Origin of the sequence: Pseudoalteromonas rubra (assembly GCF_000967655.1) — a bacterium.
Taxonomy (GTDB): domain Bacteria; phylum Pseudomonadota; class Gammaproteobacteria; order Enterobacterales; family Alteromonadaceae; genus Pseudoalteromonas; species Pseudoalteromonas rubra_A.
Genome location: NZ_JXYA01000031.1, coordinates 131,685 through 148,598 on the forward strand (window position 1 = coordinate 131,685; position 16,914 = coordinate 148,598).

11 protein-coding genes are annotated in these 16,914 nt (G+C 50.1%); 8 read left to right on the forward strand and 3 right to left on the reverse strand.

All coding sequences use genetic code 11. From position 1 onward, the window contains the following. The first annotated feature begins 154 nt into the window (after positions 1-154). From TW77_RS24335 to TW77_RS14235, 3 genes are all read left to right on the forward strand, one after another. A complete protein-coding gene (locus tag TW77_RS24335; protein WP_052713200.1) occupies positions 155-1,813 on the forward strand; it encodes a sensor domain-containing diguanylate cyclase in 1,659 nt (552 codons plus the stop codon). A 504-nt stretch (positions 1,814-2,317) separates the two neighbouring features. Next, the gene (locus tag TW77_RS14230; protein ID WP_046005635.1) at positions 2,318-2,869 is read left to right on the forward strand and encodes a hypothetical protein; all 552 of its coding nucleotides are present in this window, start codon (positions 2,318-2,320) and stop codon (positions 2,867-2,869) included. 3 nt (positions 2,870-2,872) lie between these two features. Then, complete coding sequence (locus TW77_RS14235; protein ID WP_046005636.1) at positions 2,873-3,214, forward strand: hypothetical protein; 342 nt, start codon at positions 2,873-2,875, stop codon at positions 3,212-3,214. A 54-nt stretch (positions 3,215-3,268) separates the two neighbouring features. Here TW77_RS14235 and TW77_RS14240 read toward each other — a convergent pair whose 3' ends face one another. After that, positions 3,269-4,981, reverse strand: a complete 1,713-nt coding sequence (locus TW77_RS14240; RefSeq protein WP_156158676.1) for an alkaline phosphatase D family protein — start codon at positions 4,979-4,981, stop codon at positions 3,269-3,271. A gap of 539 nt (positions 4,982-5,520) precedes the next feature. Here TW77_RS14240 and TW77_RS25200 point away from each other — a divergent pair. Together TW77_RS25200 and TW77_RS14245 are read left to right on the forward strand one after the other, a co-directional pair. After that, the gene (locus TW77_RS25200; RefSeq protein ID WP_156158677.1) at positions 5,521-5,667 is read left to right on the forward strand and encodes a hypothetical protein; all 147 of its coding nucleotides are present in this window, start codon (positions 5,521-5,523) and stop codon (positions 5,665-5,667) included. A gap of 461 nt (positions 5,668-6,128) precedes the next feature. Then, positions 6,129-8,435: a methyl-accepting chemotaxis protein gene (locus tag TW77_RS14245; RefSeq protein WP_046005637.1), complete on the forward strand. Its 2,307-nt coding sequence runs from the start codon at positions 6,129-6,131 to the stop codon at positions 8,433-8,435. 59 nt (positions 8,436-8,494) lie between these two features. Here TW77_RS14245 and TW77_RS14250 read toward each other — a convergent pair whose 3' ends face one another. Next, complete coding sequence (locus TW77_RS14250) at positions 8,495-9,208, reverse strand: SOS response-associated peptidase family protein (protein ID WP_046005638.1); 714 nt, start codon at positions 9,206-9,208, stop codon at positions 8,495-8,497. A 180-nt stretch (positions 9,209-9,388) separates the two neighbouring features. Here TW77_RS14250 and imuA point away from each other — a divergent pair, with 180 nt between their 5' ends. From imuA to TW77_RS14265, 3 genes are read left to right on the forward strand one after another with little or no spacing between them, the layout of a single operon-like run. After that, the gene (imuA, locus tag TW77_RS14255) at positions 9,389-10,081 is read left to right on the forward strand and encodes a translesion DNA synthesis-associated protein ImuA (RefSeq protein WP_046005639.1); all 693 of its coding nucleotides are present in this window, start codon (positions 9,389-9,391) and stop codon (positions 10,079-10,081) included. Between the two features lie 5 nt (positions 10,082-10,086). Next, positions 10,087-11,604, forward strand: coding sequence for a Y-family DNA polymerase (locus TW77_RS14260; RefSeq protein WP_046005640.1), 1,518 nt, complete (start codon positions 10,087-10,089; stop codon positions 11,602-11,604). Further along, positions 11,604-14,780 carry an error-prone DNA polymerase gene (locus TW77_RS14265; protein ID WP_240479498.1) on the forward strand — a complete coding sequence of 1,059 codons (3,177 nt, stop codon included), beginning with the start codon at positions 11,604-11,606 and terminating at the stop codon, positions 14,778-14,780. The genes TW77_RS14260 and TW77_RS14265 overlap by 1 nt, the downstream gene beginning before the upstream one ends. A gap of 71 nt (positions 14,781-14,851) precedes the next feature. On the opposite strand, the gene TW77_RS14270 is transcribed toward TW77_RS14265, so the two are convergent. After that, positions 14,852-16,864, reverse strand: a complete 2,013-nt coding sequence (locus TW77_RS14270; RefSeq protein ID WP_046005641.1) for a methyl-accepting chemotaxis protein — start codon at positions 16,862-16,864, stop codon at positions 14,852-14,854. Positions 16,865-16,914 lie beyond the last annotated feature (50 nt).

Consider the following 16,914-nt stretch of genomic DNA (forward strand, 5'->3'; position numbering starts at 1 on the left):
CAGATGCAACATAACGCAGCGAGTGTATACCGTTGTACTGATTGTATCTGCTCGCATAAATTCACTATTTAGTTGGTTACATTATTGCCAAGTTCGCAATGTGCTGAGCCTGTGCTATTCTGATTAGATCACTCAAGCTGTATGACTGGCGCATGTGAAGTTAAAACACCTGCTTATAGCAACCTTTATCTTAGTGACGGCGCTGCCCCTCTTCATTGGCCTGTACTCTCTTAACAGCTACACGGGCGTGCAGTATCGGGAGCAGGTTAAGTCTAACCTGAGCGCCATTTCTCAAATCGCGAAACTGCGGATCCTTGCCGGGGTTGAGCGGGCAAACGACAATGTGGCGCAAATTGCCAGCAGAACCCAATTGCGTCGCTCGCTGGTGCTTTGGAATGACACGCGTGATGCACAATACCGCGCGCAAATTACTCGGATCATCAATGATGCAGCCTTAGACAGGTCTTATCTGAGAAGTATCGGGGTATTTGACCACCAGGGTCAATTTGTGACAGCAACGCAGGGGTTTGAAAAGCTTAGCACCCTGGCGTCTGCACAATTTGAAGATCGTCCGATCCGTCTTGAGCAGCATAACGGAGTTGTGCAGTTGAGTCGGGTTGCGCCCTTGTTGCTGGACGGGCGGTTAGCGGGTTATGTTAAGGTTGACTTCTCAACTCAGTTTTTGAATCAGCTGGTCCGGGACCGCACCGGTCTGGGCCAAACCGGAGAATGGCTGATAGCCATGCAGGACGACAATGGCGATGCGCTGTTTGCTACCCCTTTGAAATACGACCCTAAAGCGGCATTCACGCGCACAGTGGCCTTTACACAAGGCACTGTGCCCATCATACAAGCCCTGTCTGGTAATGAACTGGTGCTTGAGCAATCTCCGGATTATCGCGGTGTCCCCGTGCTGGCGTCAACTCGCTATATCGAACAGCTGGGTTGGGGACTGGTGGCCAAGATGGATGAAAGCGAAGTGAATGCTATGGTGTATGCCAATCGCACGGTCATTTATGCTGCGGAACTTGGCATTGTTCTGCTGGCCGTGATTGTCGGTGTTGGCTTGTCGATTTACATTTCTCAACCCATTGAAAACCTAAAGACTTATATTGAGAAAGTCACCCATGAAGGAGAGCTGATTGATCCCCCAAGGGTGACGCGTGGCTGGCAGGAGGTTCGCGAACTGACCGCACATTTTAGTTATATGATGCATACACTCAGGACGCTGAATGAAAACTTGCAGGACAAAATTGATGAGCGCACCGCAGAGCTGACACAGGCGAATGCCTTACTGGAGAAAACGGCAAACCAGGATCCGCTAACAAGCCTGTTTAATCGACGCTTTTTCACCCTGCGCTTTGAGCAGGAGCTGGACCGGTCAACTCGGTACGGGTGTTTGTTCGCTTTGGTTCTGCTCGATATTGATTACTTTAAAAAGATCAATGACCAGTGGGGCCATGATATGGGTGATGAGGTGCTCAAAGAGGTAGCGCGGTTTTTACTGGCATCCAGCCGCAGCTCGGATTTGGTGGCGCGTATCGGTGGTGAGGAATTCTGTATTTTGATCCCCGAATGTGAGCAGGATAAAGTGCTGGTTTATCTGGAGCGTTTGCGCTGCGACTTGACTGAGTTAAATTTTACTGCAAAAGATACATTATTCACAATTTCGGCAAGTTTTGGCGTGGCTTTTTATCAGCCAGGTATGAAAAGTGGACAAGTGCTTTTAAAACAGGCGGATGAGGCGCTTTATGAGGCAAAGCATGCGGGTCGAAACCGGGTGTGCATGTATCAGGGACAATTGCCTAACTAGCTGATAACTCGCGTTTGTTGATTGAGTAATTAATGGTTGTTTGTTTTTTGAACAGTTCTAACTGTTTGTTATTTGGGCATTTGATTGCAATTGGTCGCAATATATTTTATAACAACGCCTTTCATATTAATATTTTCATGGTAACTTAAGACTGGATGTATCTGTCAAACAATCTGGTCATAGCTAATTTAGTTGCGCTTTTGTTAAATTAAGGTTGAGTGTTTGGCTTTGCTTGTTTAACATGATCATAGCAAGTGGCTAAGACAGTTTTATCCAAAGAGAAACGTAAGGAATAGCCCATGAAAGCTACTACAAAACAATTCGGTCTCCGTTTAAGTGTGAAATCAAAGAAGTTAAAACAGTTAAATGGGGTTAGTCTGTCACACAAGCAACTTGCTGAGATATACGGGGGCACTACGTCGGATGGTGATCAGCCTAAACAAATGCAGTTACAAATCTTGTCTTTGCAGTACTGCTAGTGTGAAGAATTAAAAAGGACTAAGCATGAGTGAGTTTTATGTAGTAACGGGATGGACGTTACGTTTTTTACAGTTGATGGTTGTAATATATTTGCTTTACTATTTTAAGCAATACAGGTTTAGCTTGCTATTTGGTGGCAAGTCAAACCTTAAAACGTTGGCTGATCATAAACTTCATTCATGCTTTTTAACTGCTCTGGCGCTCCTAGTTTTCCAGACAACCAGTCGAGCGCTTGCCACCTATATTATGGGTCTCGATATTGCTCTGCAGGTCAAGATTCAAATATATTACTTTGCGTTGGTATGCTGTGGAGCGTCATATGCAGTGGCTCTATACATACTGCATTTACTGCGGGGCAGTATGTTTTCCCAAGCAGCAAGGTATAGTCTTTACCTCACGTTTGCCCTGGTGATTTTGAATGCCCTTCAACTGTTATTGAGAGGGTTTCTTGAAAGTAATCTGCTCTATTCCTTGTATGGGCCTGTTACTGTGTGTGTGAATATTGCGCTTTGGTTAGTTGTTGCTAAATATCCGTTTTACAGGTTTATGGAAACCCGTATCCGTCAGGAGGCGTAGTTTATGTTTTTACTGGTACTGACTGCATTAGTACTCTTGTTAATGATCGGCCTTATGATTGGAGCATGTATTCAAGGTATGCAGTTACATGGGCCAGAGCAAAAAGTGCAGGATTTTTTTATGCGCTTTCGTGCTGAAGAAGACACCAAACAAGAATTATATGATACCGCTTATAGAATAGTGATGGACTTGGGAGAAGCACTGGATGAAAAAGATATTATCGCCCAGTGTGATGCGGTGCGCAGTGCCCACGACAGAGCGCGCGCTTTCAGAGCCCGGGCGACCGACCAACCTATACCTGAGTCTGTCAGCACCCCCGGGCATGGCCTCAAGGTAGTCAAATAGCTTTCTTTAAAAGCTGGCCTGCATGCGCAGGTCAGCTTGTTTTTACCGGTGCTACTAGAAAGTAATAATGGTTGATACAGCTTCTTCCTCAGCTGTTTCAATCGACATCTTTATCGTCCGCTTTTGCCAGTCTATATCCAGCATGCCATAGTTACTGCCAGACTTGTTGATCAGGTGGCGGTTGCTTGTGGTGAGGTTTGCGATGTCTTTACTGACGACACCAACCTGACCGGTCGGGATGTTTGCACCGCTGGCTGCACAGTTGCCCCATTCACCTTTAACACCATTGCCATTCTCATCGACTTCGGTATAACACCAGGGCTTGTCATGATCCTTAGTAATACACCCCTGGTAAGTCACTGCTGCATATTTAGCGGGGAATTGGCATTGTTTGGTGTAGTTGCCATCGCCTTTGGTATCGGCATAAACGGGCAGGCGTAACGGGTTTTCGATGTGATAAGGCCAGTTTTGTCCAAATCCGGAAGCCGTGACCTCGTAGACTCTGGCCATTTTGCCATGCTCGTTACTGGCGGGAATATCTTTTTGTAGCAATTCACCCCAATGCTGATCGCCAGACAAGAAAATCACGGCTTTGGTATTACCCGCATTAATTGACTTTTGCACAAGTCTTAGCAGCCGTTCACGCTCCAGCGGCACTTCAGCCCAGGATTCGTAACTGGTGCCCGACATCTCGGATTCTTGCAGGTTGCTCAGCGCTTGCTCGAACTTTTTGCCGTCGCCATAGGCACAGTAACTGCTGCGGCTACGACCTTGATATAAGGGCGGTAAAACCTGGATCCCACTGGCGATCAGTTTAATCTCTGATGGCTTGCTAAGTTCTTTTTCCAGCCATTGCCACTGCTCCTCACCCAAAATCGTGGTGCTATCGCCTTCACACTCCCCATAATTTGAAAAGGTCGGAGAGCGAAAATAGCGGGCATCCAGCGTGATCACATGCGTCTGTTCGCCTTTTTGCCCTAGCATTTTGGCTTCATAAATTCCTGCCCGGCCATTTAGCCTGGGGTCATCGGCCGGAGCATCAAAGTGGCGTAAGTATTCCTGCTGGCTTTCTGCGCGTTTAGGATAGTGCTTACCATCGTTGTTGCGGCCAAAGTCGTGGTCATCCCAGGTGGCCATGACCGGGATTTTGGCTGCCAGAAATTTTTGATAGTCAAGGTTACGCTTTTTGTCATCATATTTCTGGCGCATGGTACTCATATCTGTGGTATCGGCGTAAATATTGTCACCCAGCCAGAAAAACAAGTCCGGTTTATGACCTATCAGACGTGCCAGTGCAGCAGGCATATCGCCTTTTGTCTTAAAGCAGGAGCCCAGCGCGACTCGGCTGAGGCGCTTACTCTGTTGCGGGTGCGTGTGACTCAGCAGGGGCTCAGGCTCTTCAGTTGCACATTCCTCCCAGCTCCCTTGTTCGTCAACATAGCACCAGGGCGTGCTGTGATTGCGCGTAGAGCAACCGTAAAACTGTTCGCCCTGATAGTTGGATGGAGTATTACAGCTTTTACCGGTGATGGTGGTAAATTCAGGGATTGTTTCGACCCGGACATTACCCCAGCTTGAACCATCAATTGCTTGCTTGAGATAGCACCATTGGCTACCCGAATTATTTTTATCCGTTGTGCCCTGGTAACTGGCGCTTAGATAGCTAAAGGTACTCTGACATTGATCATAATGTACTTCCGGCGCGCCGAAGGAGTGAAAGCTGCACAGTGCAGTACTGATGCTAAGCAATAAAAGTGTTTTTTTCATTATTTTACCTGGTATTAACGCAAGCTGAGCGAGATATCGCATGCATGCGGGCCTGATTTGTGTTTCCTTTGTTCGTTCGACCCAGATTATCTTTGCAAATTGCAGAGTATTGGTGCACGGGAAGCCTCTTCCTGCTGAGGAAGGCGTCATTTTAGAGACGAGATGTGAAAGATTGCTTGCAGCTATGTTTCAAAATAAAGTTATGTGGAGTAGGTGTAGATGATTGTTGTGTTTTATTTTGGGGCTTGTGTATTAAGTGAATTAATGCGTTATCTTAAAGTGTGAAATAACCCGCAGGGCCTGATTTTTTGTTTTTATTATGTAGATAAGGCTCTTTTATTTGTTGAATTTTATTTTCTATGAATATTTTCATTGCTAAAAAGGTAATTATAAACCGTGTGGCGGATTGAGCTGGGCGTTGACCTGTATTCAGGCTAGAAGCAGTTATGAATTGGCTTTTTTGTTTTACAAATTTTGTGTTGCAAAGGCGTTTTTTTTATGATTAAACTGGTTTTGATTTCAAAAGAAGGAAACTAAAAATGAAACTTGCAGTTAAAAAACAAAAGCTTAAGAACCTAAATGACAGCATGAATATCAATGCTAAGGAAACTATGAAAATCGCCGGTGGTGGTACAGCCACTTCTGCATTGAGTGGTTGTAAAGAAGTGCCTTGTCAACCTCACTAAATTGTATTATCGGTCTGTTTTATTCACTTCCTTATTAGCTAAGGGAAAATAAAACGCCCAGAGATACCTTTTATTTTTATCGGGTCATAAATGTGGCCCGATATATTTTAAGCCCCCACTCTTGCACTTCCTGTACACTGTAATTGGTCATACCTGATTGACATCAAAAACCAACCTTATATTACTAGTATCAAAGTATTAAAAGGTGTAGGTTGTTTAATGTATCAAAATAATTTGAATACCTTTAATAATAACTAATGCATGTCTCAGGCGTGGCTGTTGTGAAAACCTTCTCACCTTAGTTTTGCCCGTTTGTAATACGACATGGTGTATTAGCCACTGCTGGCGTAACGGATCTTTGAGTGCATTGACATCAATGTATTCAGGGTCACAGTGGCTGTGGTATGCATTTGCCGCTCCCCATGCCCGGAGCGGGTTTGCTTTGTGCTGTAGGAGTTCACGTGCAATTAAAAAACCGTCTGAGTATCGTTGCTGTTCTGCTTGCTGTCATTCCCTTACTTATCACCTGCTTTGTTATTGGTTTACTGGCGTATCAGGAAGGCAAAGCCGCTGTCACAAAGGAAATTGAAAATAACCTGGTGTCGCGTCGTAACGCGATGCAAACTCAGGTTGAACGTTATTTTAAAACTATCTCAGATCAGGTGGTTACACTGGCCGGCTCTACCATGGTGATTGACGCCAGCCGGGCATTTTCAGACGCATTCGCCCGTTACCCGCATGCTGGCGCTTCGCAGCACGCGTTGAAACGGTTTTATGAAACTCAGTTCCTTGCGCAGTACAGGCAAAAGAATCGTGGCGACAGCCTCAGCGTAAATGTGCTTATGAGCCAGCTGAGCCCAACGGCACGCGCGCTGCAAGCCCAGTATATTGCCGCCAACCCGAACCCGCTGGGCAGTAAAGATCAGTTACTGGATGCCGGGGACAACAGCCCTTACAGTGTCGTGCACCGTCGTTATCACAAAGCAATGCGCGAGTTTCAGGCGCGTTTTGGCTTTTACGATGTCTTTATTACTAACCCGCAGGGCGACGTGGTGTACTCGGTATTCAAAGAGCTGGATTTTGCTACGTCTCTGAGCAGCGGTCCATTTCGGGACTCAGGGTTGGCACGTGCCTATCAGGCTGCGCGCACTCAGCAGGTGCGTGAAGGGCATTTTATCGATTTTAGTCCTTATACACCGTCTTATAATGCGGCGGCAGGGTTCATTAGTTCCGCCATTCTGGCCGACGACGGTAGCTTACTTGGTACTTTAATTTTTCAACTGCCCGTGGACGAGATTAACCGTATGTTGACGCTGGATGGCCAGTGGCATGAACAAGGGCTTGGCGACAGTGGCGAGCTGTATCTGGTGAATCAGAACAAGTTGCTGCTGAACAACAGCCGTTTTTTTGTGGAAGACTCGGATGGTTTTATTGCTCAGCTTAGAACATTTGATGTTGATAAAACCATGGTGGATAAGATTGAACAGCAGCAATCCACCATAGGTACTTTGCGGATTGACTCGCCGGGCACGCGCGCGGCGCTGGCCGGGCAAAGTGGCTTTGCCATCTTTCCCGACTACCGGTCGGTGTCGGTGGCGTCGGCCTTTGCGCCGCTCGATATTGACGGCTTGCACTGGGCCATTATCAGTGAAATTGACGAAAGTGAAGCCTTTGCGATGATTTCACAGCTGAAGTATTCCGTACTTCGCTCCTCGCTATTATTTGTGTCTGTGGCAGCCATTATTGCCAGTCTGGTGGGCTTTTTTGTGGCTAACCGGGTAACACGCCCCGTGATAGCTGCCAGCAAAGCGATCCGTGGTATTGCCGATAACAACGACTTCAGGCTGCGTGCGCCCGACGAAGGTGATGATGAGATCCGCGACTTAAGCCGCTCGGTCAACAGCCTGGTTGAGCGCTTACAGCAAAACTTTGCTGACTTATTACACAGTGCCCATACGCTTAAAGAAATGTCGACGGCCTTGTCAGAGCGGGTGGCGGGCCTGATTGATGGCGTGAATAAGCAGTCGCTCGACTGTGAGCAATCGGCCACCGCTGGACAGCAAATGCAACATACAGTGCAAGAAGTGGCAAGCAGTGCACTAAATACCTCAGAGCAAACCCAGCAGGTTAGCTCGCTGACCAGTCAGACTAATCAGCTGGTGGAGCACTGTGCTGATATCTCCGAGCAACTGGCAGAAGAGATGGATAAAGTCGGCGGCGTTATGAATGGGCTATCGTCGCAGAGTGAGCAGATAGGCAGCGTGCTGGATGTGATCCAGTCCATTGCAGAGCAAACTAATTTGCTGGCGCTGAATGCGGCCATTGAAGCGGCGCGGGCAGGGGAGTCGGGACGTGGCTTTGCGGTCGTGGCAGATGAAGTACGGGGCCTGGCACAGCGAACCCAGCAAGCAACAGAAGAAATTGAACAGATGATTAACGCCCTGCAAAGTGGTGTTGGCGAGGCGCGCCAGTCGGTGCAGCAAAGCCGTGAGCGCTCTGTCGATAATGCGCAAACGTCCGAGCGGGCTAAGGACTCGTTGATGGAAGTGTCCGGTGCGATTGAGCAGATTGTGGCAATGAACACTCAGGTTGCGACCGCCGCGGAAGAGCAGTCGGCGGTAGTTGCACAGATCAGCCAGGCAATTAGTGCCATCAGTGAAGAGGCCAATGGTAACCTGGGGCGCAGCCAGGATATTGATGACCGCTCACGGTATTTGGCTAAACTGGCGGTGCAACTGGACGATATCCTGGCCCGTTATCAGGTTTAGTGTTTTCCTGTCGCCACGCATCACATCAAACCGCAATGTGTGCGACAGGGTTGCCCAACTTATATTCTGTTACGGGGGGGATCTTTGGCGATATAAGTGACCTCACTCACAGGATGATACTGGCTGGGTTTGTCTATCTGAACAGCAGCCAGACGCTGATAGAGGTGCGGGATCAGCAAATGCGTAAAGCGCCCGCCATCGTGTTGTGTGCTGTCCAGCCAGGCGTCGAGTTCAGCTGAGTTGGGTGGCAGGATCAGCGGGCTCGCTTTATCGTGATAACGGCGTAGTTTAGGGTGTGCCGGCAGCGTGATCACTGAGCAGGAGTAGTGCTTTTGCCCGCTGTCCGGATGGTGCCATACCTTATATAACCCGCCTAAACACAAAGCCCCGTCTGCGGCGATAAAGTCGTAATAATGGTGTGGTTTGCCCTGCACAAACTGGGTTTCACCAAATCCTTTTACCACAATAATGCAGCGACTGTAGTGGAAAGGCCGGTAGGCAGCGCTACCCTTGACATGCAGCTTATCGTAGCGGCTGTTAAAAGAGGTGTATTTGGATGGCTTAAACCCCTGTCCTGGTTGCGGGTCCAGTAGCAGCCACCAGGTTGCGTCGCTGAGTTGCCGCTGGCCGTTTTCTTCATGAACAATGCTGATGCTGTCAGTGGCCTTTTTAAAACGGCCAAAGCGCATTTCTGCTCTGGGGTTTGCGATGCCCAGCCCTGCTAAGATCTCGATCACAAAAGGATCATCGCTGATATTTAATCGTCCACACATACTATGCCCCCGTTGTCTTTAATCACTTTAGCTAACTTCGCATGTAACTGCTTGATCTGGATTAACTGCTTGCTACTTTCTTGACCCCTGAAAGAGGCTGCCTGGTGCGTACCATGCACAGCATGCTTGCACTTTGCTCAACAGTAATTATACTGTATAAATATACAGTTTGGGGGTGTTATGAGCAATTTAATTGAACGACTACAGCGCCAGGATCTGGTATGGCAGGGCACCGGGCTTGCAGATCGCCAGCAGCAAGGCGTATTGACAGCAACGGGGTTTGCTGAATTAGACAAACACCTGCAAGGCGGTTTTCCTGCCGCGGGGGTAGTCGACTTGCATACCGATCTGGGGATCGGTGAGCTAAGACTGTTATTGCCGAGCCTGATGCGGCAAAACGGCCTGACGGCAGTGATTTCGCCGCCGGCACGGCTAAACGCCGATGCTTTACAGCGTACTGGCATGGATACCAGTAAACTGCTGGAGATCACACCCGGATGCCCACAGGAAGCGCTGTGGGCTGCTGAGCAGTGTCTGAAAAGCGGTGCCTGTAACAGTGTGTTGCTCTGGCATGGTGAGTTACAGGTTCATCAGGTTAAGCGTTTGCAACTGGCTGCTCAGACAGGCGAAGCGTGTTTGTATTTGTTGCGCTATGCACACCAGGCTCAGGGCACCTTGCCGGTTTCTTTAAGCCTGGGGCTTAGCCCACACGCGCGTGGCCTGAATATCACCATTAAAAAGCGTAAAGGCGGCTGGGCGCAGGCTCAATTTGCATTGGACCTGTCATCGCGCTGGCCGGAACTGACCGAACACTTCCATACTCAGAGCAAGGAGATGCCTGAGGCTGCGCGGCAATATCGAACAGGCAGGTAATTGTTGTGACTTTATGGTTGTATTTGCACTTTCCAGCGATTCAGCTCGATAAACTGAAAATGGCAGCACAGGCACAAACCCCCGATGGAGTGCAATCTGGCGATGACCTCAGCGCGTTGTCTCGGCCCTGTATTATTGTCGGAGGCCATGACAACAAAGTGATGCAGCTGGATCAGGCTGCCGCGCAGTTAGGTATTAAGGTCGGCATGGGGCTGGCAGGGGCCGCTGCGCGCAGCCGCGAGTTGCTCGTGCACCCCTATGATGAAGCCGATGAAAAGCGCACGATACGTGAAATTGCACAGTGGCTGTATTTGATCACCGCAGACATAGCTTTGTTCGCCCCTCAGGGGCTGTTACTGAAGGTGAGTGGTATGCTGGCCATGTATCGGGATTTGTCTCATTACCTGAGCACACTGCACGCGCACCTGGATACGCAATCATTCAGCTATCGCTTTGCCTGTGGTTATTCTCCGGAGGCTGCCCGGTTGCTGGCAGAGCACCATGGTGCCTTAGTAAGCCAGGACCCAAAAGTACTGGAAAGCGCCTTACTGGGATTGCCCTTAACGGCGTTGTCGCTGCCAGCCAAAGCGTTGGAACAATTACGCCGGGTTGGCTTTAAGACGGTGGCCGATCTGTTTGCCTTACCTTTGGTGGAGCTGGGTAAACGCTTTGACTGCGAGCTGGTGCAGTATGTGTCCCGGCTGCGCGGCAAGGTGCCTCACCCGGTGACCTTTTATCAGAGCGAGCCGGAATTTGAGCGCCACCTGCCTTTGTTATACGAGATAGAAAACCTCGACTGGTTGAACAAGCCTTTGCTCAAATTATTGGTGCAGCAGGAGCAATTTCTGCGCTTGCGCAATCGCCATGCGACACAACTCACGCTGACTTTGCATCAGCGGGATGCCGAGCCGCTGGTGTTAAGCATTGGCCGGGGAGAAGGCACAGACAGGGCCGACCTCTGGCTGACCTTGTGCGACCTTAAACTGAGTACAGTGACACTGAGTGGCCCGGTACAGGCGATAGGGCTGAAGGTGGCTCAGATGTGTCAACCCGACGAGCTGATGACAGACTTATTCGCCGAGCGACGAGGCACTATGACGCCTGCCGGGCTGGTTGCGGTGCTGCAGGCCAGATTAGGAGAGCAGGCTGTACAGGGCGTGAAAGCCTGTGACGATCTGCGCCCTGAGCGGGCCAGCGCATATTGCACACCCCTGAGTGTGTCGGGGACACCTTTGTCGGGGACACCTTTGTCGGGGACACCTTTGTCGGGGACACCCTTGTCGGATGATATGATGGCATCGTCTGCAATGCGCTATCTTCGGCCTGCCTTTTTGCTGCCAACTATTCAGCCCTTGCAGCATAAGGTGACGGTGCATCTGGGGCCTGAGCGGATCTGCACAGGCTGGTGGGATGCTCATGGGATTGAGCGCGATTATTTTGTTGCGCAGGATCAGCAGGGGCGCTGGTTATGGGTATTCAGAGACCGCCAGCAGCGCTGGTTTTGTCATGGGATTTTTAGCTGATGGCAGTGCATAAGTCGTCTATGTTTACGCTGCCAGCTGCGCACTTGGCGGCAGAGCAATCGGCGAGTCAAAGTAAAGGTGAGCCGCCGGGTGACACGCACAGAGCGGGTTATGCTGAGCTGTTTTGTCAGACTAACTTCTCGTTTTTACAGGGGGCATCCCGGCCAGAAGAGCTGGTGCGACAGGCCGACTTTCTCTCTTACACTGCGCTGGCGATCACCGATGAGTGTTCGCTGGCAGGCGTGGTGCGGGCACATACGCTGATCAAAAATCAACAGCTGGACTTACAACTGATAGTGGGTAGCCTGATGCGCTTTGAGACCCTCGAAGTAGTGTTACTTTGCCCGGATAAAGCCGCCTACAGTGAATTATGCCGGGTGATCACCAATGCCCGGCGGCGCTCTGAAAAAGGCCACTATCAATTAGCTGAGTGGGACTTACTCTCATTGCGCCACTGCTTGCTCATTTGGTTACCGCAAGGCTGCGAGCAGGATGCACACTGGGGCGCCTGGCTGATGCGCCATCATCAGGGCCGCAGCTGGGTTGGCATTCAGCGTCATCTGGTAAATCAGGAGCAGCGTTTTATCGCCCACTGCGAAGCACTGGCTGCCCGTTATCAGTTGCCTGTTACCGCTTGTGGCGGGGTGCTAATGCATCACAGTGAACGGCTCAGGTTACAACATACACTGACGGCGATTCGGCTTAATCAGCCGATTGAGCAGGTTAAAGGGGAGCTGCTGGTAAACGCTGAGCGAGCCCTGCGCAGCCGCGATAAGCTCAGCAAGTTGTTTAAGGCGCCCTGGCTGGCAGAGTCGTTACGCATTGCCAGGCGCTGCACGTTTGATCTCGACTCACTGCGTTATCAGTATCCGGCAGAGCTGGTTCCTGAAGGGAAAACCGCGATGCAGCATTTACGCGCTCTGGTGCAGGCTGGTCAGCAGCGGCGCTTTCCTCAGGGAGTACCTGCTGACATTGCCCAGATCATAGACAAAGAGCTGGCATTGATTGAGGAGTTAGACTATCCCTACTTTTTCCTCACCATTCATGATCTGGTGTGCTTTGCCCGCAGTAAAGGCATTTTGTATCAGGGGCGTGGCTCGGCGGCTAATTCAGTGGTGTGTTACTGTCTGGAAATTACGGCGGTAGACCCTTGCCAGGTATCGGTATTGTTCGAGCGCTTTATCAGCAAGGAGCGTAATGAGCCACCGGACATAGATGTCGATTTTGAACACGAAAGACGCGAAGAAGTGATCCAGTACATCTATCACAAATATGGTCGTAAGCGTGCCGCACTGGCTGCAACGGTGATCAGCTATCGTTTTAAAAGTGCGCTCAGGGATGTGGGCAAGGCGCTGGGCATTGAAACCACCCAGCTGGATTACTTTATTCGTAATGTGAATCGCCGCGACCGGGGACAAAACTGGCAAACTCAGCTGGCAGAGCTGGGCTTGCAGAGCGAGTCGCACAAAGGGCAGCAGCTTATTACCCTGGTGGAAGAAATCATGGGCTTTCCCCGTCACCTTTCTCAGCATGTGGGTGGCTTTGTGATCTCGGCAGGCCCGTTGCATGATCTGGTCCCCGTCGAAAATGCCGCGATGGCTGAGCGTACGGTGATCCAGTGGGATAAGGACGACCTGGAAAGCCTCAGGCTACTCAAAGTGGATGTTCTGGCACTGGGGATGCTCAGCGCGATCCGCAAAACATTTGCACTGATTGCCCGGCACACATCCAGACAGCTGGACCTGGCCGAGTTAACCCGCATGGGTGATGACCCTCAGGTATACAAAATGCTTCAGCGCGCAGATACCGTCGGCGTGTTTCAAATTGAATCGCGGGCACAAATGAGCATGCTACCGCGGCTAAAGCCTTCCTGTTATTACGATTTAGTGATCCAGATAGCCATTGTCAGACCCGGGCCCATTCAGGGGGATATGGTGCACCCCTTTCTAAAACGCCGTAATGGTGAGGAAGCCATTACTTATCCTTCCGAGGAGGTCAAGTCGGTCTTGTCGCGCACCATGGGTGTGCCTATTTTTCAGGAGCAGGTGATTAAACTGGCAATGGTCGCGGCTGGCTTTTCCGGTGGGGAAGCGGATCAGCTACGCCGGGCAATGGCGTCGTGGAAAAAAAGCGGCGAGCTGATGCAGTTTAAAGAAAAGCTGATCAACGGTATGCAACAGCGCGGTTATGAGGTGAGTTTTGCTGAGCGTATTTTTGAGCAGATCTGTGGCTTTGGCGAATATGGATTCCCGGAAAGTCATTCTGCGTCTTTTGCTGTGCTGGCTTATGCATCAGCCTGGCTAAAATACTACTATCCGGCCATGTTTTATACCGCCTTGCTTAATAGTCTGCCAATGGGGTTTTACAGTGCTTCTCAACTGATCCAGGACGCCAGGCGCCATCAGATAGAGGTGCTGCCGGTGTGTGTTAATGCCTCTGAGTACGACCATCATATTTGTCAACAGCACGACAAGTTTGCAATTCGCCTGGGCCTGCGCCTGGTCAAAGGGTTACAGCGTCACAGTGCAGAGCAGCTACTGGCTGCCCGGCCAGACACTGGTTTTTCCGATATGTCAGCGTTACAGCGTCTCGGACTGCCTGCTAATACATTGGAAAGCCTGGCATCGGCCAATGCGCTTAAAACGTTGCAGGGCGATCGCTACGCCGCGCGCTGGGCGCTGATGGATAAGGAACACACTTTGCCTTTGTTTGCCGGGCACTCAGTTGCAGAGCCGGCATCTTGTGTGTTCCAGCCGGATGACATGGACGACCTGGTGGAAGACTATGCTGCGCTGGGCCTCACGTTGGGTCAGCACCCAGTCACCTTGCTCGATAAGGCCGGTAAACTGGGGCGTTTTACGCGCATGGCGCAGCTCAGTGCCTGTCGGCATAAATCTCTGGTGACGGTTGTGGGCATTGTAACTGGTAAGCAGGCACCCGGGACCGCTGGTGGCGTGACCTTTTTTACGCTTGAAGATGACACAGGCAATATTAATGTGGTGGTATGGGCGGGTACGGCCCGGGCGCAAAAACAGGCTTACCTCAGTGCTAAACTGCTAGAAGTAAAAGGCATTGTTGAAAAAGAAGGGGAGGTGATCCATGTCATTGCTGGTCGGCTGATTGACCGCAGCGAGATACTGGGCACATTACACAGCAAGTCACGAGATTTTCATTGAGGCAAAAAGTGAGTCAAAGCAGCGTGGAAATCAGGCACAGCAAAGGGCGCTGTGCTTGACTATAGAGCAGGCTAAGATCTGAGTCTGAACTTGCGCACTAGCTGGGCCAGCTGCTCAGCCTGTTTATTCAGCTGCTGTGCAGACAAGGCCGCAACCTGAGTATCCTGTAGTGAGCTTTGGCTTGATTGCTCTATCTTCGAGATATCCTGAGCCATTTCTCCAGCAACGACTGATTGTTCCTCTGTTGCTGTCGCTATCGACTGGATCATGGCGGCAATTTCAGACGCACCGCGAACGATATCATCCAGCTGAGCCCCCGCAGCTTCCGCCATAGACACACTTTGATCAACCTGAGACACGCTGTTTTGCATTGAGTTGACGGCATGTTCGGTCTGCGACTGAATTGACTGAACTGTTGAAACCACTTCCTCTGTAGCTTTTGAGGTGCGCTCAGCAAGCGTTCTGACTTCATCGGCAACCACCGCAAAACCACGGCCCTGTTCGCCGGCTCGCGCAGCCTCAATTGCCGCGTTTAAGGCGAGCAGGTTAGTTTGCTCAGCAATGCTGCCAATCACGCCAATCACGTTTCCTATTTGGCTACTCAGCTCGCCCAAATGGGTCACGTTTTCAGCGGTTTTTTGCACGTTCTGCGAAGCGGTTTTGATCTTGCTGACGGTTTGCCCTACGGTATCTCCACCTCCGGACGCCAGTGTACGCGCTTGATCGGCGTGGCTGGCTGCAACCTGGCTTTGCGACGCCACTTCAGAGACCGTGGCGCTCATTTCCTCTATTGCCGTGGCAACCTGAGTTGACTGGTCGGCCGACGAGCGGCTGCGCGAGGCTATTTGGTCATTTGCTTCAGCAATATCGTGGCTTGAAGTGCGAACATCATCCACCACTTTGGCAATGGCATGCAGCAGCTCGTTCAAAGAGCGGGCCATTTTATTGGTGGCTTCAGCCAGCCCGTCAATTTCGTCCTGCCCCTTATGGGCAATGTCTCTGTCTGAGATATCACCGGCACTGATCCGCTCAGCCACGCCTAGCACCTGGTTTAATCGAGACACGATTGAGTTGCTGATCAGGTAGGCAATCATCATACCTAGCATGGCTGCAATCAGTGTGATCACTATGATGACGATAGATGTAGAGCTTAAGCCATCAACCAATAGTTCCAAAGCGCTGGTGGCATCATCAATTTCTTCCTGAGCAGAGGTCTCGAGTACTTTAGCCACTTCCTCTAGGTATTGTTTATTCATTTCCTTGAGCAACTCAGTGGTTTGCCTAAAAGCACTCGGATCATAACTTTGAAATACAGTAGCGGCTTCATTGCGAATGTTTTGATACAAACGTTTAATCGTTGCAATGTCCTGAAGTTCATTTGGCTTTTGCTCAAGTGGGATAAGACGGTTCAAATAGTCTTCGAAGCTGGCGGCATCTTCATCAAATTCAGCTTTGGCATTCGCATCGCCATTGGTGTGCGAGATGATGGCGGCGATCATATCCCCCGCTTCATCAACCAGTTCGAGGTAGTAGCGCACCCCGGGTAGATCGTCATTCAGGGACTCCTGCAAATCGATTGACTGCATAGCATCATTAAATTCCTGCTCTTTTAGCTTATCCAGCAAGTCTTCCAACTGGTCACCTGTGGTGTCATTGAGTCGGTTTACACGTTCCCGGATCCTTTGATAGGCCGTTGGATCAAACCGATCGAAGACTTCCTGATTGACGCGTTGATGATAGGTTGTGACACTTTTTAAGATAAAGGCCATTTTTTCGCGGTCTGACTGTTTGGCAGATTCATATCGGTATAACTCAGTATGGATTTCCTTGAATCGCTTGAATATCTCATTGAAGGAGGCTTTTTTGCTGGTATCGCCGTTCATATATTCGAGCGCGGCACTTTTGAGTAAGTGTTCTTTGTCAAGCAGCCGACTGTATAAGATCATGCCTGGCAGGTCATCTCCAATGACCTCTGTTGCTCGAGCGGTCTCTGTTGAGACCTTAAACCAAACCAAAGTGCTGGACATCAACATCAGCACAATAAGAACACCAAAGGCTGAGTAGAGTTTGTTACTGAGTTTCATAGGATCACCAAGTTAGAAAGAGGCGTCATCCATGGCATACTTTTCATTGC

Excerpts from the sequence above, each read along its gene's own strand:
- TW77_RS14230 (WP_046005635.1), top strand. The coding sequence starts at position 2,318 with ATGAGTGAGTTTTATGTAGTAACGGGATGGACGTTACGTTTTTTACAG.
- TW77_RS14235 (WP_046005636.1), top strand. The coding sequence starts at position 2,873 with ATGTTTTTACTGGTACTGACTGCATTAGTACTCTTGTTAATGATCGGC.
- TW77_RS14240 (WP_156158676.1), bottom strand. The coding sequence starts at position 4,981 with ATGAAAAAAACACTTTTATTGCTTAGCATCAGTACTGCACTGTGCAGC.
- TW77_RS25200 (WP_156158677.1), top strand. The coding sequence starts at position 5,521 with ATGAAACTTGCAGTTAAAAAACAAAAGCTTAAGAACCTAAATGACAGC.
- TW77_RS14250 (WP_046005638.1), bottom strand. The coding sequence starts at position 9,208 with ATGTGTGGACGATTAAATATCAGCGATGATCCTTTTGTGATCGAGATC.
- imuA (WP_046005639.1), top strand. The coding sequence starts at position 9,389 with ATGAGCAATTTAATTGAACGACTACAGCGCCAGGATCTGGTATGGCAG.
- TW77_RS14265 (WP_240479498.1), top strand. The coding sequence starts at position 11,604 with ATGGCAGTGCATAAGTCGTCTATGTTTACGCTGCCAGCTGCGCACTTG.
- TW77_RS14270 (WP_046005641.1), bottom strand. The coding sequence starts at position 16,864 with ATGAAACTCAGTAACAAACTCTACTCAGCCTTTGGTGTTCTTATTGTG.